This is a genomic window from Nocardia sp. NBC_01009 (assembly GCF_045208035.1).
In the GTDB taxonomy this organism is placed as follows: domain Bacteria; phylum Actinomycetota; class Actinomycetes; order Mycobacteriales; family Mycobacteriaceae; genus Nocardia.
In genome coordinates, this window is the sequence record NZ_CP108695.1 from 2,119,041 (window position 1) to 2,136,972 (window position 17,932).

The 17,932-nt window shown below is 65.6% G+C and carries 22 protein-coding genes and 1 pseudogene; 13 read left to right on the forward strand and 10 right to left on the reverse strand.

Annotated elements, in window-relative coordinates; genetic code table 11:
* Positions 1-13 precede the first annotated feature (13 nt).
* The 10 genes from rplB to OHA42_RS09400 all read left to right on the forward strand — a co-directional run bounded on the left by rplB (position 14) and on the right by OHA42_RS09400 (position 7,716).
* Positions 14-853, forward strand: a complete 840-nt coding sequence (gene rplB / locus OHA42_RS09355; protein WP_328409150.1) for a 50S ribosomal protein L2 — start codon at positions 14-16, stop codon at positions 851-853.
* 18 nt (positions 854-871) lie between these two features.
* A complete protein-coding gene (gene rpsS / locus OHA42_RS09360) occupies positions 872-1,153 on the forward strand; it encodes a 30S ribosomal protein S19 (RefSeq protein ID WP_019045020.1) in 282 nt (93 codons plus the stop codon).
* Positions 1,150-1,551: a 50S ribosomal protein L22 gene (gene rplV / locus OHA42_RS09365; protein ID WP_328409152.1), complete on the forward strand. Its 402-nt coding sequence runs from the start codon at positions 1,150-1,152 to the stop codon at positions 1,549-1,551. Before rpsS ends, rplV begins: the two co-directional genes overlap by 4 nt.
* A complete protein-coding gene (gene rpsC, locus OHA42_RS09370) occupies positions 1,552-2,361 on the forward strand; it encodes a 30S ribosomal protein S3 (protein WP_328409153.1) in 810 nt (269 codons plus the stop codon).
* A gap of 3 nt (positions 2,362-2,364) precedes the next feature.
* Entirely contained in the window at positions 2,365-2,781 is a 417-nt protein-coding gene (gene rplP, locus OHA42_RS09375) for a 50S ribosomal protein L16 (protein WP_067519522.1), read from the forward strand.
* Entirely contained in the window at positions 2,781-3,020 is a 240-nt protein-coding gene (gene rpmC / locus OHA42_RS09380) for a 50S ribosomal protein L29 (protein ID WP_328409156.1), read from the forward strand. Before rplP ends, rpmC begins: the two co-directional genes overlap by 1 nt.
* Positions 3,017-3,286, forward strand: a complete 270-nt coding sequence (gene rpsQ / locus OHA42_RS09385; protein WP_328409158.1) for a 30S ribosomal protein S17 — start codon at positions 3,017-3,019, stop codon at positions 3,284-3,286. Before rpmC ends, rpsQ begins: the two co-directional genes overlap by 4 nt.
* A gap of 178 nt (positions 3,287-3,464) precedes the next feature.
* Positions 3,465-4,676 carry an MFS transporter gene (locus OHA42_RS09390; protein WP_406236225.1) on the forward strand — a complete coding sequence of 404 codons (1,212 nt, stop codon included), beginning with the start codon at positions 3,465-3,467 and terminating at the stop codon, positions 4,674-4,676.
* A gap of 299 nt (positions 4,677-4,975) precedes the next feature.
* Positions 4,976-5,449 carry an EXLDI protein gene (locus OHA42_RS09395; RefSeq protein ID WP_406236227.1) on the forward strand — a complete coding sequence of 158 codons (474 nt, stop codon included), beginning with the start codon at positions 4,976-4,978 and terminating at the stop codon, positions 5,447-5,449.
* 44 nt (positions 5,450-5,493) lie between these two features.
* Complete coding sequence (locus OHA42_RS09400; RefSeq protein WP_406236229.1) at positions 5,494-7,716, forward strand: MMPL family transporter; 2,223 nt, start codon at positions 5,494-5,496, stop codon at positions 7,714-7,716.
* 303 nt (positions 7,717-8,019) lie between these two features.
* Here OHA42_RS09400 and OHA42_RS09405 read toward each other — a convergent pair whose 3' ends face one another.
* From OHA42_RS09405 to OHA42_RS09435, 7 genes are all read right to left on the reverse strand, one after another.
* Positions 8,020-9,732, reverse strand: coding sequence for a hypothetical protein (locus OHA42_RS09405; protein ID WP_406236231.1), 1,713 nt, complete (start codon positions 9,730-9,732; stop codon positions 8,020-8,022).
* 172 nt (positions 9,733-9,904) lie between these two features.
* On the reverse strand, positions 9,905-10,300 hold the full coding sequence (locus tag OHA42_RS09410; RefSeq protein WP_406236233.1) for a VOC family protein: 396 nt from the start codon (positions 10,298-10,300) through the stop codon (positions 9,905-9,907).
* 18 nt (positions 10,301-10,318) lie between these two features.
* Positions 10,319-11,062, reverse strand: a complete 744-nt coding sequence (locus OHA42_RS09415; protein WP_406236235.1) for a CPBP family intramembrane glutamic endopeptidase — start codon at positions 11,060-11,062, stop codon at positions 10,319-10,321.
* Between the two features lie 65 nt (positions 11,063-11,127).
* A complete protein-coding gene (locus tag OHA42_RS09420; protein WP_406236237.1) occupies positions 11,128-12,057 on the reverse strand; it encodes an RluA family pseudouridine synthase in 930 nt (309 codons plus the stop codon).
* A 58-nt stretch (positions 12,058-12,115) separates the two neighbouring features.
* Positions 12,116-12,565: a TIGR03667 family PPOX class F420-dependent oxidoreductase gene (locus tag OHA42_RS09425; protein ID WP_406236239.1), complete on the reverse strand. Its 450-nt coding sequence runs from the start codon at positions 12,563-12,565 to the stop codon at positions 12,116-12,118.
* 49 nt (positions 12,566-12,614) lie between these two features.
* Positions 12,615-12,809: a hypothetical protein gene (locus tag OHA42_RS09430; RefSeq protein WP_406236241.1), complete on the reverse strand. Its 195-nt coding sequence runs from the start codon at positions 12,807-12,809 to the stop codon at positions 12,615-12,617.
* A 253-nt stretch (positions 12,810-13,062) separates the two neighbouring features.
* Complete coding sequence (locus tag OHA42_RS09435; protein WP_406239244.1) at positions 13,063-13,422, reverse strand: TetR family transcriptional regulator C-terminal domain-containing protein; 360 nt, start codon at positions 13,420-13,422, stop codon at positions 13,063-13,065.
* Between OHA42_RS09435 and OHA42_RS09440 the strand changes: the two are divergent.
* Positions 13,372-13,904: pseudogene (locus tag OHA42_RS09440) on the forward strand (ATP-binding cassette domain-containing protein); the annotation flags it as partial. The gene OHA42_RS09435 and the pseudogene OHA42_RS09440 overlap by 51 nt on opposite strands.
* A 35-nt stretch (positions 13,905-13,939) precedes the next feature.
* On the opposite strand, the gene OHA42_RS09445 reads toward OHA42_RS09440, so the two are convergent.
* The 3 genes from OHA42_RS09445 to OHA42_RS09455 all read right to left on the reverse strand — a co-directional run bounded on the left by OHA42_RS09445 (position 13,940) and on the right by OHA42_RS09455 (position 15,449).
* On the reverse strand, positions 13,940-14,083 hold the full coding sequence (locus tag OHA42_RS09445; protein WP_406236243.1) for a hypothetical protein: 144 nt from the start codon (positions 14,081-14,083) through the stop codon (positions 13,940-13,942).
* Positions 14,084-14,137: 54 nt separating this feature from the next.
* Positions 14,138-14,845, reverse strand: coding sequence for a siderophore-interacting protein (locus OHA42_RS09450; protein ID WP_406236245.1), 708 nt, complete (start codon positions 14,843-14,845; stop codon positions 14,138-14,140).
* Between the two features lie 133 nt (positions 14,846-14,978).
* Positions 14,979-15,449 (reverse strand): hypothetical protein, encoded by a 471-nt coding sequence (locus tag OHA42_RS09455; protein WP_406236247.1) that lies wholly within the window; start codon positions 15,447-15,449, stop codon positions 14,979-14,981.
* Between the two features lie 160 nt (positions 15,450-15,609).
* Here OHA42_RS09455 and OHA42_RS09460 point away from each other — a divergent pair, with 160 nt between their 5' ends.
* Both OHA42_RS09460 and OHA42_RS09465 read left to right on the forward strand, forming a co-directional pair.
* The gene (locus OHA42_RS09460) at positions 15,610-16,908 is read left to right on the forward strand and encodes a SidA/IucD/PvdA family monooxygenase (RefSeq protein ID WP_406236249.1); all 1,299 of its coding nucleotides are present in this window, start codon (positions 15,610-15,612) and stop codon (positions 16,906-16,908) included.
* 60 nt (positions 16,909-16,968) lie between these two features.
* The gene (locus tag OHA42_RS09465) at positions 16,969-17,904 is read left to right on the forward strand and encodes a methionyl-tRNA formyltransferase (RefSeq protein ID WP_406236251.1); all 936 of its coding nucleotides are present in this window, start codon (positions 16,969-16,971) and stop codon (positions 17,902-17,904) included.
* The last annotated feature ends 28 nt before the right edge of the window (positions 17,905-17,932 follow it).

Consider the following 17,932-nt stretch of genomic DNA (forward strand, 5'->3'; position numbering starts at 1 on the left):
TAGAGAAGAACTCATGGCAATCCGTAAGTACAAGCCGACAACCCCCGGTCGCCGTGGCTCGTCCGTCTCGGACTTCGCCGAGATCACTCGGTCGACCCCCGAGAAGTCGCTGATTCGCCCGCTGCACAGCAAGGGTGGTCGTAATGCGCATGGTCGCATCACCACTCGGCACCGCGGTGGCGGCCACAAGCGTGCCTACCGTCTGATCGACTTCCGTCGACTGGACAAGGACGGCATCCCGGCCAAGGTCGCTCACATCGAGTACGACCCGAACCGGACCGCCAACATCGCGCTGCTGCACTACGTGGACGGCGAGAAGCGATACATCATCGCGCCCAAGGGCATCCAGCAGGGCACCCCGATCGAGTCCGGCCCCACGGCCGACATCAAGCCGGGTAACAACCTGCCGCTGCGCAACATCCCGACCGGTACCACGATTCACAACGTGGAGCTGCGTCCGGGCGGTGGCGCGAAGATGGCCCGCTCCGCAGGCTCCAGCATCCAGCTGCTCGGTAAGGAAGGCCCGTACGCCACGCTGCGTATGCCCTCCGGTGAAATCCGTCGCGTCGACGTGCGCTGCCGCGCCACTGTCGGCGAGGTCGGCAACGCCGAGCAGTCGAACATCAACTGGGGCAAGGCCGGCCGTATGCGCTGGAAGGGTCGCCGCCCAACCGTCCGTGGTGTCGTCATGAACCCGGTCGACCACCCGCATGGTGGTGGTGAGGGCAAGACCTCCGGTGGTCGTCACCCGGTCAGCCCGTGGGGTCAGCCGGAAGGCCGCACCCGCAAGCCCAACCGCCCGAGCGACAAGCTCATCGTTCGCCGCCGCCGCACCGGCAAGAACAAGCGATAACAAGGAGGGAGTTAGAGAATGCCACGCAGTCTTAAGAAAGGCCCGTTCGTCGACGACCACCTCCTTGCGAAGGTGGACGTGCAGAACGAGAAGGGCACGAAGCAGGTCATCAAGACCTGGTCGCGTCGTTCCACGATCATCCCCGACTTCATCGGTCACACCTTCGCCGTCCATGACGGTCGCAAGCACGTGCCGGTGTTCGTCTCGGACAACATGGTCGGGCACAAGCTCGGCGAGTTCGCGCCGACCAGGACGTTCAAGAGCCACGTCAAGGACGACCGGAAGAGCAAGCGGCGATGACGACTGAAACTCAGAACCCGACGGCTCGCGCAACGGCCAAGCACGTTCGCGTGACCCCGATGAAGGCTCGCCGTGTCGTGGACCTGGTCCGCGGCAAGCGAGTCGAGGACGCACTGGCGATCCTGAAGTTCGCGCCGCAGGCCGCGAGCGAGCCGGTTGCCAAGGTCGTGGCGAGCGCCGCGGCGAACGCCGAGAACAACCTCGGCCTCAACCCGGCCACGCTCGTTATCTCGACGGCTTTCGTCGACGAGGGCGCGACCATGAAGCGGTTCCAGCCGCGTGCACAGGGTCGGGCGTTCCGGATCCGGAAGCGCACCAGCCACATCACCATCGAGGTCGAGAGCGTGCCCACCGCCGGTGGATCCACTCGTAACCGCCGGAAGGGAGGGGCAAAGTAAATGGGACAGAAAATCAACCCCCATGGCTTCCGCCTCGGTATCACCACCGACTGGAAGTCGCGTTGGTACGCGGACAAGCAGTACGCGGAATACGTGAAGGAAGACGTCCAGATCCGCAAGCTCCTCGCCACCGGCATGGAGCGGGCAGGAATCTCGAAGGTCGAGATCGAGCGCACCCGGGACCGGGTTCGCGTCGACATCCACACCGCGCGTCCCGGCATCGTCATCGGTCGCCGTGGCGCCGAGGCCGACCGCATCCGTGCGGAGCTGGAGAAGCTCACCAAGAAGCAGGTGCAGCTGAACATCCTCGAGGTGAAGAACGCCGAGTCGGATGCGCAGCTCGTTGCCCAGGGTGTGGCCGAGCAGCTCTCCAACCGTGTGGCGTTCCGTCGTGCGATGCGTAAGGCCATCCAGTCGGCCATGCGTTCGCCGAACGTCAAGGGCATCCGCGTGCAGTGCTCGGGCCGCCTCGGTGGCGCCGAAATGTCGCGCTCGGAGTTCTACCGTGAGGGTCGGGTTCCGCTGCACACGCTGCGTGCGGACATCGACTACGGCCTGTACGAGGCCAAGACCACCTTCGGTCGTATCGGTGTGAAGGTCTGGATCTACAAGGGCGACATCGTCGGTGGCAAGCGTGAGGTCACGGCTTCGGCCGCGCCCGCGGCCGGCGACCGCCGCGAGCGTCGTGAGCGGCCGAGCCGCCCGCGTCGGTCCGGTTCAGCCGGTACCACCGCGACCAGCACTGAGGCCGGGCGTGCAGCCACCGCCACTGCGGTTGCCGACGCTCCGGCAGAAAAGCAGGAGGGCTGACGCATGTTGATGCCACGGAAGGTCAAGCACCGGAAGCAGCATCACCCGGGTCGTTCCGGAATGGCAAAGGGCGGCACGTCGGTCGCGTTCGGTGAATACGGCATCCAGGCTCTCGAGCCCGCCTACGTCACCAACCGGCAGATCGAGTCGGCTCGTATCGCGATGACCCGCCACATCAAGCGTGGCGGCAAGATCTGGATCAACATCTACCCGGATCGCCCGCTCACCAAGAAGCCTGCCGAGACCCGCATGGGTTCCGGTAAGGGTTCGCCGGAGTGGTGGATCGCGAACGTCAAGCCCGGTCGCGTGATGTTCGAAATGAGTTACCCCAATGAGGAGACCGCTCGCGAGGCCCTGCGCCGCGCGATGCACAAGCTCCCGATGAAGTGCAGGATCGTGACAAGGGAGGAGCAGTTCTGATGGCTACCGGAACACCGGCCGCAGAGCTCCGCGAGCTCACCGAAGAGGAGCTCGTCGCCCGCCTGCGTGAGTCGAAGGAAGAGCTGTTCAACCTGCGCTTCCAAATGGCGACGGGTCAGCTGGACAACAACCGTCGGCTGCGCGTCGTTCGTCACGAGATCGCGCGGATCTACACGGTCATGCGTGAGCGCGAGCTCGGTCTGGCCACGGCACCCGCTGGCAAGGGAGATGCGGCATGAGCGAGAAGCAGGAAGAGCGCAACAGCCGCAAGGTACGTGTCGGCTACGTTGTCTCGGACAAGATGAACAAGACGATTGTCGTCGAGCTGGAAGACCGTAACCGGCACAAGCTCTACGGCAAGATCATTCGCACCACCTCCAAGGTGAAGGCGCATGACGAGAACGAGATCGCCGGTGTCGGTGACCGCGTTCAGCTGATGGAGACCCGTCCGCTGTCGGCCACCAAGCGCTGGCGTCTGGTCGAGGTCCTCGAGAAGGCCAAGTAAGCCTTATCTCGAGAAACTGAGTGCACCGGTCGAAGGCCCGCTTCCCGTTCGGGAGGCGGGCCTTCGTCGTTGTTACGGCAGTCGCCCGGGCGCGTTGCCGCACAATCTTTTCCGGAAACCCGATGGTGATGGAAAAATTGCTGGCGGGCTGACCGGCGGGCGTGCAAGGCTCGATGGGGTGCGGTCCTATCGGGAGGTCCTTTCCAGCTCCGCGGTGCGCAATGTGCTACTGCTGGGTGCGCTGGTTCGAATCCCGTTCTTCGCGGGGTCCGTGCTGCTCGCGTTGCATGTCGTGCAGACGCTGCACGGCTCCTACGTTCAGGCGGGCCTGCTGAGTGCGATCGTCACCGTCTGCGTCGCGGTGAGCGGACCCTGGCGCGGCAGGTTTCTCGATCGGCTGGGGCTGCGGCGCACGATCCTGCCTTCGATCCTGGTCGGTGCGGTGTGCTGGTCCTTCGCGCCGTTCGTCGACTACGTTCCGCTGCTGGTGCTCGCCGCGGTCGCGGGACTGTTCGACATTCCGGTCTTCACGGTGGTGCGCCAGGCCGTCATCGCGGCCACGACCGAGCAGAACCGGCAGCCCGCGCTCGCATTGGAATCGGTGTCGGTGGAGGCCGCGTTCATGGTCGGGCCGGTGCTCGGTGTCGGCGCCACGGCCGTCTGGTCCACCACCGTCGTGTTGTTCTGTGTGCAGATGTGCCTGGTGCTCGCGGGCGTCCTGGTGTGGCTGCTGAATCCGCCGTTGCGGTCTGCCGACGAGGATTGCTCGGACGCGACTCCGGTTGCGCGACGCGGGTGGTTCCGTTTCGAGTTCGTGGCGCTGTGTGTCGGCGCGTGCGCCGCCGTAGCAGTGCTCGCGGGCTCCGAGCTGACTTTCGTCTCCGCCATCCGAGAGTTCGGTGCGCAGCGCTGGCTCGGCGTGATCCTCGCGATCTGGGGCTTCGGCTCGTTGGTCGGCGGCCTCGTCTACGGCCTACTGCGCCGGCGTATTTCGACGTTTCTGCTACTCGCGGGCCTCGGCGCGACAACCATCCCGATGGCTTTCGCGGGTGGGCCGGTGTTCCTCGGTGCGGCGGGCTTGTTCGCCGGCCTGCTGTGCGCACCGACCCTCACCGCATCCGTCGACCAGTTGAGCAGAATCGTGCCCGAATCCGGCCGCGGTGAGGCCATCGGCTGGCACGGCGCGGCAATGACTCTCGGCAACGGCGTCGGTAGTTCGGTCGCGGGCATCGCTATCGACGCGGGCGGTTTCGCCGCCGGATTCGGGGCGTCCGCGGCCCTCGGGCTCATTCCCGGTGTGGGACTGGCGCTGCTGCTCGGTGTCGCGGAGCGGCACAGCGCAATACGGCAGCAGGAGTCTGCGCGCCGAGCCTTCGAGAAGACCACCTGAGCCCCTGCGCTCCGGCCCGAACCCGCAATGTGAGTGGCACATGGCTGCGGCAAAAACCGTGAGGGCCCACCATGGTGTGCCACTCGTGGGTCGAGGACGCGTGGCTCGGGGCGGCTGGTTGCGCGGCAGGGTTGCGTTATACGTATACATCTACTTATAGTGAGTCCAGGCGGAATGCTGGGTGATTCGAAGGTTGGCATTCCGGAAACAGCAGATCAATGAACCGCGACGGGGTCGATGGGTGCCGCCGTCGATACTGCGATGCACATTTGCGCATTGATTTATGAAATGAGGGGAATATGTCCACTGATACGCAGAAGCCGTCCAGTGCCGCATCCGAGGAGCAGTCGGCGGCCGAGGGGATCGACCTGCACAAGGGTGCTTCGGAGGAGTTCGTTGAGGTGGTGCTGAAGGTCGGGCCCGGTGGTGCCAGGCGGCAGCGCTTCTTCGGTCGGCTCGTCGGGGAATCGCGGCAGTACAGCAAGTCCGGGATCGAGACGGTTCGGGTCTACCTGAGCCGTAAGGGCAAGTATGTGGTGCATGTTCAGCGGTCGGAATGGTCGGACCTCGCCGAGTCGACCGACTGGTTCAAGGACTGGAAGAACTGGAAGAACTGGCGCGGGATGCTCGGCGCCGACGGGTTGGGTCGGGGTGACTTCACGGTCGAGGTGGTGGACTCGCTCGCACAGTTGCGCGACCGGGTGCCGGACAAGATCTACCGCATACTCGCCGACGTGACCGAGCATCCGTATTCCCAAGATCTCGACGTCTGAACTGCCAGGGTCTGACCGTTAAGTCTCGAAAGGACTTCTCCGACATGTTCGCTCGACTGGGACGCGTGGTCGTCCACAACCCGTGGAAGGTGATCGGCGCGTGGCTGCTCATCGTGATCGCGGTGGTGGCCTCGGCGCCGAAACTTACCTCGACCACCGACCAATCCGAATTCCTGCCCTCGCATTACGAGTCGATTCAAGCGATGCAGTTGCAGCAGCAGGCCTTTCCGCAGAGTGCGGCGCCTGCGGCGATCATCGTGTTCAAGCGGGCCGACAATGCGCCGCTGAACGACGAGAACGCCGCGCGGGTCGCGGCGATCGCGGCAAAGCTCGGTGACGAAAAGATCAAGGACATCACCGGAATTCAGCCCGCGCCGCCTGCCGAGAATCGGCTCGTGCAGATTGCCGCGGTGCAGATGACGAAGGTCACCACTGCAGGTGACACGACGCAGAGCGATGCGGTCAAATCGCTGCGTGACGCGCTCCAGGCGCAGCTGAAGGATACGGATCTGAAGGCGGGCCTCACCGGTCAGGCGGCACAGATGCTGGACCAGACGGAATCCAGCGCGAAGGGCATGGCCATCATCGGCATCGCCACTATCGTGCTGATTCTGGTGCTGTTGCTGATCATCTTCCGCAGCCCGGTGATCGCACTGTTGCCGATCATCGTGATCGGCGGGGTCTCCAGCACCGTAGGCGGCCTGATTGCCATGGTGAGCAAGGCTTTCGACCTCAAGGTGGACAGTTCGGTCAACGCCATCCTGCTGGTCGTGCTGTTCGGCGTCGGCACCGACTACATCCTGTTCCTGATGTTCCGCTACCGCGAAAGGTTGCGGGCAGGCGAGGATCCGAAGACCGCCATGGTCAGTGCCGTCACCCGTGTCGGTGAGGCGATCACCTCGGCAGCGGGCGCGGTGATCATCGCGTTCATGGCGCTGACGCTGTCCACCCTCGGCATGTTCCGTGCGCTCGGTCCGGCACTGGCGATCGCGGTCGCGGTGGCGTTGCTGGCCGGACTCACCCTCGTTCCCGCGATTGTTTCGTTGCTCGGCACCAAGGTGTTCTGGCCGTCGAAGGCGTGGCAGGTGGAGCCGAAGGGAGCGCGTTTCGCCGCGGTCGGCGCGGCGCTCGGGCGTCGTCCCGGTGCGTTCGCTGTGGTCTCCGGTGGCCTGCTCGTCGCACTCGGCGTGTTTGCCTTCGGCTTCAACCCCACCTTCGATCTCAGCTCGGGTTCGACCTCGGACACCTCCGAATCCGCCGTCTACAGCAAGGAATTGCTCAAGGGCATGCCGGCGGGAGCCACTCAGCCCTCGGATGTGCTGCTGCACTCGGAGGGCGGTGCACTGACCGCCGCTCAGCTCACGGATTACCGTGCCGCGCTGGCCGGTGTGTCGGGCGTCGGCCAGGTATCGGAGCCGCATCCGTCGAGTGACGGAGCGGTCGCCGAATTCCAGGTGACGCTGAGCTCCGCGCCGGAATCGGATGCCGCGCTGGACACGGTTCGTGGTCCGCTGCGCGACACCGCACATGCTGCGGCGCCCGCGGGCACGACCGCCGTCGTGGGTGGCATCACCTCGGTCTTCGTCGATTTCCAGGATGCGATGAACCACGACTACACCGTCGTGTTCCCGGTGGCGGCCATTCTGATCATGATCGTGCTGGCGCTGCTGCTGCGCAGCATGGTCGCACCGTGGTACCTGATGGCCTCGGTATTCCTCGGATTCGCCGCGACCCTCGGCGCCGCGGTGCTGGTTTTCCAGCACTTCCAAGGCAATTCGGGCCTGATCTTCACCCTTCCGGTGATCATGTATCTGTTCGTGGTCGCACTCGGCACCGACTACAACATCCTGATGGTCGCCCGGTTGCGGGAAGAGGCCCGCGAGGGCCGCGACCCGCGCCAGGCCGCCGCGCTCGGCGTGCACCACACCGGCCCGACCATCGCCGCGGCGGGCGTCATCCTGGCGGGGACCTTCGCCTCGATGATGTTGGCGGGCAACAATGTGTTGTCTCAGATGGGCTTCGCCATCTCGGTCGGCATTGCCGTCGCCGCTTTCATCATGGCGATGTTCTTCACCCCGGCGGTCACCGCGCTGCTCGGCCACCGGGCCTGGTGGCCGGGTCATGGTGATCGAGGTGCGAAGCAGAGTAGTGCGAGCTCGCCATCTGACGACTATTACGCCCCGCGCCGAGACGACGCCCAGCAGGTTCCCGCTGGTAGCGGCGGATCGAACCGGGGTTGGTCGAACACCGGGGAGTGGCGTAGGTAATCACGAACGAAAAGGGCCGTCCGCTCGGAACATCCGAGCCGGGCGGCCCTTCCTTCGTCTGAGCGTTCGGCAGACTGTGCAATCGGCAGGTGGCGCAGGGGCGTTGGACCTTGCGGACGCAGTCGAGGACTCGGCGACCGTGACGGAAGGATGCCGCCAGCTCGCCGATGTGCAGCAGGCTCTGGTCGGCAGTGGGGGTCGAACTCGAGGTTGGTCGACCACCGGGAGCGGCGCTGACAGTCGCGGCGAAAGGGCTGTCTGTTCGGATGTTCGGAATGGGCGGCCTTTTTGGCGTCTCAGCGATCAGCTGACGGCGTAGGGGCGGCGGACCTTGCGGGCGGAGTCGAGGACTCGGGAGACCACGGCGCGGGGGAGACCGACCTCGTTGCCGATGCCCATCGGCGTCCAGGATTGGTCGGCGAGGGTCAGGATCTCGGCGACTTGTTCCACCGGGAGGGTGGAGAGGCCGCGGTCGGCGATTTCCCGTGCTACTGCCCATACTTCGACGTCGTCGAGTTCGGCAACGATCTCGTCTGTTTCGGATACGAGGGAGTCGGCGGAGAGCGCTTGGACGGTTTCGTTGATCACGTCGACAGAATTACGGCGCGGGAGGTCGCCGGCGATGGACGGTTCAGCGTCTGTGGTGCTCTCGGCGCGGAGTTGCGGGCTGCTGCGATGGGCCTCGTCGGTGTCCTCGTCTGCGGGGCGCTCCGTGCTGGTGTTGCGCTCGGAGTGGTTGTTGCGCTGTGGTTTGCGCTCGGATCGAGTCGGCCGCTCCTGGTCGGCAGTGGGCTCGACGCGCTCTGTGTGGTTGCGGGACTGCGCTTTCCGGCTGTCGGCTGCTACTGGACTCTCGGCAGTGGCAGGTTGTTCAGTATGTCCGTGGCGCTCGACCCCATTGCGGGACGGTGGTTTACGGAGTTCAGCCGAATCGGTCGCAGCCTTGTCGATAGCCGCGGAGCTCGGCGCCGCGGCCTGATGGCCATTGCGTCGGGGGAGCGGGACCGCGTGCAGCGGGTAGCCGATGGTCGGATCGAGCTCGGCCGGTGCCGAATCATTGTTGCTGCTGGATCCCGTGTTTTCGGCGTGGGGTTCGATTGTCGGCTCGATCAGCGCTTCGAGATCGCGTGCCGCGAGTAATTCCAGCAGGTCGGCTGGCTCGTCCCGGGGGATCGCCGCGACCGGGACGGCGGTGTCGGCGGTGACACGGTGACTCGGCTGCACTCCGGGCAGGTCGTTCGACTCGACCACCGGTGCGCTGTCGATCAGCACCGCATAGCGCCCGGACACCCACGCGTGCAGCCAGATCACGACGCCGACCATGACCGGCGCGATCGCATACTCGGCGGCGCGACCGAGCGCGCCCGCGGCCAGATGCGGGCCGGCGTTCAAGGCGATAGTGGTGCCGAGCAATGCGCTCTCGAAGAAGATGACTTTGCCGCGGGCGAGTTCACGACCCCATCGCGCGGCCGTCGTCGCGGCGACCATGATGGTGATGATCGGGATCGAGATCATCGCCTCGATCCCGTAGCTCAACCAGTACAGCGGGTCGGTCATATCGCCGCTGGGGACCAGGTTGTGCTGCACGTTGACCCCGGCCCACACCATGCCGAGCACCACGACCGCGATCAGTGCCCGCGACGACCATTCCGCGCGCCGGTACAGCTGGGCAAGCCGCGCATCCTGATTCGACACCCGTCGCCGTGCCGCGAGCGCCCGCCGATGCCATCGCGCGTCGGCGTCGTCGGACTTCCTGATGGCGGCCGCGGTGCGCCGGTCGCGCTCCTCGGCCGCGAGCTCGTCCTCGACTGCCCGCCGCCGCTGCCCCCGCCGCTGGGCCCGAACCCATTCCGCGAGTTCGCGTTCCGCCGCGATCTCTGCATCGGACAGCACCGCCAACAGCGCCGCATCGTGTTGCAACGGCAACTTGCCACGTGCGGCGGCAACGCGCTGCGCCAATGCGTCGATCTCGGAACTGGCGATCTCGGAATTATTGGTCGACGGTCCGTCGCGCATCGCGAGCCTTCCCGGGAGCAGGTGTCATACCGTGAGACCTACTTGCTCGAACATATGTGTGATCGCAGTGAGACTAAACCGACATCTCCCCGAGGTCAATGCCGACGCTCGAACACCTGCTCGAATCGAGAGCGGCCACCCATTCGAATCATGCGAGCGATCGGCGCCCCCATCACACGTTCTTGTGGCAGACCGCCTCGAGCATGATGCCGTCGGGGTCGGTCCAGAATGTGGCGTAGTAGGGCGGCGGATACTGCGGGAATTCTTGTGGAGTATGGACGACTTCATCGCCGCGGGCGGCGGCCCATGTGTGCACGCGGTCGACAGCCGCGCGGGTCGGGACCATGAAGGCGAGGTGCTGAAGTCCGGGGTGTGCGCGCGAATAGCCGGACGATTCGGCGGGATAGAAGAACAGGAAGGTGCCTACCTTGCCATTGCTCGGGCGGTAGGCGAATTGTGTGTCATCGTGCACTAACGGCTCGTAGTCGAGCAGCGGCATGAGTGCGTCGTAATAAGTATGGGCGGCAACGAGATCGCCGACGTTGATGCCGAGGTGTCCTAGGGGCATCTTCGCAATGTAGCTCGATCAGCTGAGTGTGGTGTGCCAGACGATGGCGGCCGCGAGGGCGCCCGCACCGTTGACCGACCAGTGCAAGGCGATCGGGGCGAGCAGGCTGCCGCTGCGCCTGCGAAGCCAGGTGAACACCACGCCCGCGGCGGCGGTCGCCGCGACGGCGAGGATGATGCCGATGATCTGGCCGGCGACGCCGCCGCCGATGAATCCGCTCAGTCCCCGATTGCCCGAGGTCAGGCCGAAGGACGAGGCGATGTGCCACAGGCCGAACAGCAGTGAGCCCGCGGCGAAGACGCCACGGGCGCCGTAGACCCGATCGAGGGTGCCGTGCAGCACGCCGCGGAATGCCAGTTCCTCGGGGATCACCGTTTGCAGTGGGATCACGATCATCGATGCGATCAGCGCGCCGGAGATGGTGGCGTAGCGGTCGGCGAGGAAGAACGGACGGGTCATCGGCAGCATCGCACCGACCGCGACGACGGCGAGCACCAGGCCGACAGCGGCCAGCGCGTATATCGAGCCGCGGCGCCAGTGTCGTGGCGAGAGTCCCAGCTCGGACCAGCCGAGTCCGCGACGTCGAACCAGCGCCAGCAGCGCGAGGGCGGCGACCGGGACGGTCACGATGCTGGCCCACGCCGTGGTGAAGTGGGCGATCAGATTGGTGCCTGCCAGGACGACCACAACGACGGCCACGTCGATGTACGCGTGCAGTGTGTGGCCGGGCGGGGCCGCTTCCTCGGAGTCCTGTTGAAGCATCCGGCTCAGTCTACTTATCCGCGTCGGCCTGGGAAGATCTGTGATCGATCTGACTGAAACGCGTTTCAGTCAGCCCATGCTTTCGGGTCCGTCCAGGCCTGTAGCGTGCGCGTAGTTTCGAAGCGGCGCGGCACGCCGGTGATCGGGTCGGTGAACTCGAGCGACGAGGCGAGCAATTGCAGTGGCTTGGTGAAATCGTCCACCGGCTTGTCGGTGAGCACCGGATAGAAATCGTCGCCGAGGATCGGGATGCCGAGACCGTTCATATGCAGCCGCAGCTGGTGGGTGCGACCGGTCAGCGGGCGCAGCCGATAGCGGCCGAGCCCGTCGCGGTGCTCCAGCAGTTCGATCCGCGTTTCGGCGTTGGGCTCACCGGCCACTTCCTGCGCGACGAGCACCTGCTTTTCCTTGATGATGCGGCTGCGCACCGTGCGCGGCAGCTCGAGCGCGGGATCGTAGGGCGCGATCGCCTCGTACTCCTTGCGGACGGTCCGCTTGTGGAACATCGTCTGATACGCGCCGCGTCGCGCCGGATTGGCGATGAACAGAATCAGGCCCGCGGTGACGCGGTCCAGCCGATGGGCCGGGATCAGATCGGGCAGCTCGAGCTCGCGGCGCAGCCGAACCAGCGCGGTTTGCAGAATGTGCTGACCGCGCGGAATGGTGGCAAGGAAGTGCGGCTTGTCCACCACGAGCAGGTCGTCGTCGCGGTGCACGATGGTGATGCCGAAGGGAACGGTGGTCTCGTCGGGCAGGTCACGGTGGAACCACACCGCACCACCGGGGACATACGGCGCGTCGAGCGTGAGCGGACCCTCGAGATCGACAATGCCGCCTTCGCGCAGCAGTTGGTCGATTCTGGCCGCAGGCACCCGGGGCAGCCGCTCGACCAAATGGTCACGAACGGTCGCCCAATCACCCTCCTCCGGCAGGCGGAGGCGGGCCGGATCCAGGCCGTACCGCTTGGGCAACGGCGGCTGCTGCCTCCTTCTCATCAGGAATGACAGTAGTCGGCTCGCTAGAGCGGTCCGGATGGTGATACCCGAAACCGGGTCAGAATCCGCGCAGGCGGTCGGGCGTGACCCGGACGGCGACGGAGTATTCGGCGAAGAACTCTTCGTCGGTCATCGAGATATCGACGAGGCCCTTGGTGTATTTCTCGGTATAGGCGGCAATCTCCTCCGCGGTGGCGCCCGATTCGTCGACGCGGGCGGTGCCGGTGAGGATGACGACATTGCCGCCGGTTTCGGTGGCATTGAGGTTCAGCGAGACCCGGGAATTGCGGGCGATATTGCGCAGCTTGGGCTTGTCGGGCTGGCTGAAGAACAGAAATTCCTCGCCGTCCCAGCCGAACCAGACCGGGTTCGGCTGCGGGGTTCCGCTGGCGCCGACGGTGGTCAGCCAGATGACTTGTTCGCTGTCGAGGCGTGCGGCGACCTTGGCGCCGAAGGTGGTGCCGGGATCGACGACGGGGGTGGAGCGATCGGATTCTGTGGTGGTCATGACGGTAGGTAACGCCGGCGTGCCGTCTTCGATTCCATCGGCGACCCGGCTACGGCTCCGCGCGCTCGTCCAGCACCATCAGGCGGGCCTCCACCAGGGTCCGGCGCGCCCTGCGGCGAACCTTGCACACATCCACGCCGCAGGACAGGTGGACCTGCATCGCGCGATGAGCCTCGCCTGTGGTGAGTTCGCCGGGATCTGTTCGGCAATCGGCAATAGTCGAAATGATTTGCGTAACGAACATTTTCACAACTCCACCTATTGATACTCGCGACCACAGGCGGGTGGCGATCGGCACTGATCGAATTCCGTTGGGTCGTATTGCTATAGGTGGAAAACGTAACGAGCGGCATTGGTTCGGGTAGGCGGTATGGCCTGCCGTTCACATAAGCTTCCGCGTTGCGTCGAACACCGGAAAGCATCGGGCCCGATGCAGTTTTCGTGCATGGACACCACGAGTACCCCGGTGCAACAACCCCTTCCGGTATCCCGCTCGTTCACCTCGGAGTGGCGGAGGTTCCGGTGAGCAGGGTGACCGCGGCAGTCCGGATGATGTCGTCGGTGGCGGGGGATCGGTGCGCCGCGATGCCCGATCGCATCAGTGTCGCGCCTTCCATGAGTGCGACGAAGGTTTCCGCGCGGGCGCGGGCGGTGGCGGGATCCGACTCGGGCTGATGGTGTCGGATGAATTCGGCCACCTGGTGGGTGTATTCGGCGTAGAATGTCGTGACGACATCCCGGATCGTGGGTTCGGCGGCCGCGATTGCCCAGATTTCGATGAAGAGTCGGACCAGGGGGCCGTCGTCGTGCTGGATCAGTTGTCCCTTGTCTTCCAGAACGTCTATCTCTTCGATCAGTCGGTGGCCGAGAACATTCGGATCGGCAGGCCGGAGGCCACCGACGCCGAGGTGCGGCGCGCGGCCGAGGCGGCCAGGGCGGACGAGATCGTCGACCGGCTCCCCGATGGCTTCGACACCCGCGTCGGCGAGGGCGGCGTGGCGCTCTCCGGCGGTGAGCGCCAGCGTGTTTCGATCGCGCGGCACTGCTCGAGGACGCGCCGATCGTGTTGTTGGACGAGGCAACCAGCGCGCTCGATCCGCACAGCGAGGCAGTCGTTGTGCGCGGAGTGCACGAACTCACCAGGGACAAGACGGTGATCGTTGTCGCGCATCGGCTGACCACCATCGCGCACGCCGACCAGATCCTGTTCGTCGACGGCGGTCGCATCGTGGAACGCGGTACGCACGCCGAACTGCTCGCGGCAGACGGCCGATATGCCGAGTTCTGGAACGAGCGCTCGCGTGCCACCGGCTGGCGGCTGGAACCGGCTCCGGCATAGCGACTATCGGCGGACCGGGTCGTGGATGCCCGAGTTCACTCGGCGGCCGCAGACGAGACGTCCGCGGCCTGCGCACCACGCGGTTGGACAAGGAACGCCACCAGAATCTCGTCGGCCGCATGGTGCGTCGGTGGCGGTCTGCAACCGTCGACGATGCCGGGGATGGGATCGAGATACATGAAACGCCGCACCCGCTAGGCGAAGCGGATGCGGCGTCGGACAACCGTGCGGAACTACTTCCAGTAGGCCTGGTATTTGATGGCCGTCTTCGGCAGGTTGTGGGTGGTCTTGAGGGTCTTCACGATCGAGCGCGTGCTGGCACCATCACAGGCGACCCACGCGAATGCATCACCGGGGCAGGCGATTTCCTGTGCCTTTTCGCGCAGCAGACGCCCGTCGTCGATGCGCTGCATCCAGGTCACCTGGTGGTGCGGCTTGTTGCGCAGCGGCAGGGTCCGGTCGGATTCGTACTGCCATTCCAGCCAGACGCGGGCCGGGGTGTCGCCGATAGCCTCCAGCAGTGAGTTGATCGCGGGCAGTGACGCAGTGTCGCCGAAGACGATGTACTCGCTCGGAGTGGCCTCCGGCAGTGTGAAATTGGACCCGAGCACCGTGACGTCGAGCTTGTCGCCGACAGCGGCCCGCTGCGCCCACTTGGTCGCCGGTCCGTCGTGCAGCACGAACTCGATGAAGAAACTGTCGCCTGCAGGATCCGGATCGACGAGGGTGTAGCCGCGGTGGTGCAGCTTGTCGCTGGTCTCGTCCGGAATCCACAATCTGACCCACTGGGTGGGGTGCACCGGGTGGTCGGCGAGCAGTCCACCCGCGGTGAAGCCGATCCGGATGAATGTGTCGGTCAGGTACTCGGTCGAGGTGACCGTGAGCTGGTAATCATCGCCGCCCCAGGCCTTGACCAGTACTCCGTTGAATCCCTTGCCCATGCGACTAAGGTTAGCCTAACGACACTTGATTGTCGCGGGCTACCTGTCACCGCGGCCGAGCGACCGAAAGCGGCCACCGAGCGTTCGGTGGCCGCTTTCCCTTGCGGCGCCGGGTATTACGAGGCGTCGTTCATCACAGGCTGCAGGGCAGGAACGCGACACTGGCCACCGTGCACTCGGATTCGCGGGTCAGCTTCCAGGTGCCGTCGAGCTGGCGCCAGGTGAGGTTGAACTGGAACGGGTCGAAGCCGTCGACGGCGGTCTGCAGCTTCGCGCTGAGGGTGTCGCCGTTGACGCTGACCGGGCCGAGGATGGTCCACCGGAAGCTGGGCGGCGCGGCGGCCATGGCCCCGCCGACCTGGTCGAGCAGCGGCAGTCCGGCCTCGCCTGCCTCGAGTTCGGCGGCGCGGGCGGCGCGGGACGCACCGGTGTTGATCGCGAGCGCCAGCTTGGCTTTCAGCTCGCCGGTGCCAGGGGCCTCGGCCCGCAGCGGCGCGGTGAGCGGCGCCGCGATGGCCGGCGTCGCCACGGTTGCGGTGGCGAAAGCGCCGATCAGCGCGGTGGCTGCGAGCGTGACGACCTTCTTGCGTGCGGTGCTGAGCATGGGTGTTCGTCCAATCTTTCGGGGCTGGGTGCTTCGGTGATCCCGAGCACCCGTACAGCAATATAAGGTAAGCCTATGCAAATATGGGGGCGAGTTTGCGGCTGTGTTCGCGAACACAACACGAACGGGCACGGCGCTCGCGAGAGAGTGGGAGAGCGGAGTGGAGACCCTTCTGGTAGTCGGTGCGGGACCCAAAGCCCTAGCGGTGGCGGCGAAGTCGCATGTACTGCGGAAACTCGGATTACCCGCGCCGCGCGTGATCGTGGTCGAGGCGCACGCGGTGGGTGGCAACTGGCTGCCCAGCGGCGGCTGGACCGACGGCCGGCACCGGCTGGGCACGAGCCCGGAGAAGGACATCGGCTTCCCGTACCACTCCACTTGGGCGCGCGGCCACAACGGCGCGATCAACGAGGCGATGATGGCCTACAGCTGGGCCGCCTTCCTGGTCGAGCACGGCACCTATGCCGAATGGATCGATCGCGGCAGACCTAGTCCGCAGCACCATGTTTGGGCCAAATACCTGCAGTGGGTGGCGCGCGAGATCGATCTGGAATTGGTGCTCGGCACTGTCGGTTCGATCAGGCAGCGACCGGATGCGGCGGTCGAGGGTTGGCTGGTATCGGTCGCCGACGCCGATGGCGGCATGACCGAAATCGACGCGGACGCATTGATGATCACGGGTCCAGGGCGCAGCACCAAGGCGCTCGCCGAACATCCGCGCGTGCTCAGCATCGCCGAATTCTGGGATCTGGCCGGTAGGCGTCGGCTTCCGGTCTGTTCGCGTGCGGCGGTCATCGGCGGAGGTGAGACGGCGGGATCGGCGTTGGACGAACTGGTCCGGCACGAGATGCTGACCATCTCGGTGATCTCGCCGATGGCGACCCTGTACACCCGCGGCGAAAGCTTCTTCGAGAATGCGCTCTACAGCGATCCGAACAAGTGGAGCGCGCTGAGTATGCAGGAGCGGCGCGATGTCATCCGGCGCACCGACCGCGGCGTGTTCTCCGTTCGGGTGCAGGAAAGTCTGTTGGGCGACAGCCGCGTTCATCATCTGCAGGGTCGCGTGACCCGCATCGTCGAGCAGGGTGAGGGCGTGGCGTTGACGCTGCGCAACGAGTTGCGCGCCGACCAGGTGCACAACTTCGACTTGGTGGTTGACGCGACCGGCGGGCAGCCGCTGTGGTTCCTCGACCTGATCGACGCCGATGCCAAGGATCTGCTGGAGCTCGCCATCGGCGGCCCGCTCACCCAGTCCAGGATCGAGTCCGCTATCGGCTACGACCTCGCTGTCGCCGGCCTCGGTGCCAAGCTCTACCTGCCGAGCATGGCCGCGGTGGCGCAGGGGCCCGGTTTCCCGAATCTCAGTTGCCTCGGCGAGCTTTCCGATCGCGTGCTGCGCACCGCTCCCGTGCGTTCCTCGGCTCGTGCGCGTGTGAACGTGAGCGCGCTGGCCAGCTGAGCAACCCGACGGCAATGTAGGGTAGGCTGCCCTTACTATTGTTGAGATGAGGTTCGGTTCATGCGTGTCGTGTCGTTCGGCTTCCAGACCTGGGGGCGCAAAACTCTGCAAGCCCTGATTGATTCGGACCATGAGGTGGTGCTCGCGGTCACCCATCCGGCCAGTGCGCAGTCCTACAAGGCGATATGGTCGGATTCGGTCGAGGAGCTTGCGCGCGAACACGGAATTCCGGTGCACCTCACCGAGCGGGCCGATGCGCAGACCATCGATCTGGTGAAGCGGGCCGAGCCCGACGTGATCGTGGTCAACAGCTGGTACACCTGGATGCCCGCGGAGCTCTACAACCTTCCGCCGCACGGCACCCTGAACCTGCATGATTCGCTGCTGCCGAAGTTCACCGGATTCTCCCCGGTGCTCTGGGCGCTGATCAGTGGCGAATCCGAATTCGGTCTGACGGTTCACCGCATGGACGAGGGCCTCGACACCGGAGACATCCTGGTGCAGCGTTCGCTGCCCATCGGTCCCGCCGACACCGGCACCGAACTCGTGCTGCGCGGGATGGAGATGATTCCTGGTGCGGTGCACGAGGCGCTGGCCGCGCTGGAATCCGGCACCGCGATCTGGCGACCGCAGAACACGGCGGAGCGCACGTACTTTCACAAGCGCTCGGAGCGCGACAGCCTGATCGACTGGAGTTGGTCGGCGGTCGATCTGGAGCGTTTTGTCCGCGCGCTGTCCGAACCGTACCCGCGGGCCTACACGTTCTATCGAGGCGAACGGATCGAGGTGCTCGAAGCGGAGGTTTCACAGGCGCGCTACGGCGGCACCCCAGGCCGGGTGATCGTGCAGGAGGGCGGCGGCGCGGTCGTCGCCGGTCTCGACGCGCATCGCGGCGCGAACCGGGGCCTGGTGATCGCCAAGATTCGAACGGCCGCAGGCGTGGAGCACTCCGGGGGCGAATTCTTCGCGCGCGGGGGTTATCTCACCGACCAATGAGACGGTGACCCACGCGACAGTCGTAGAA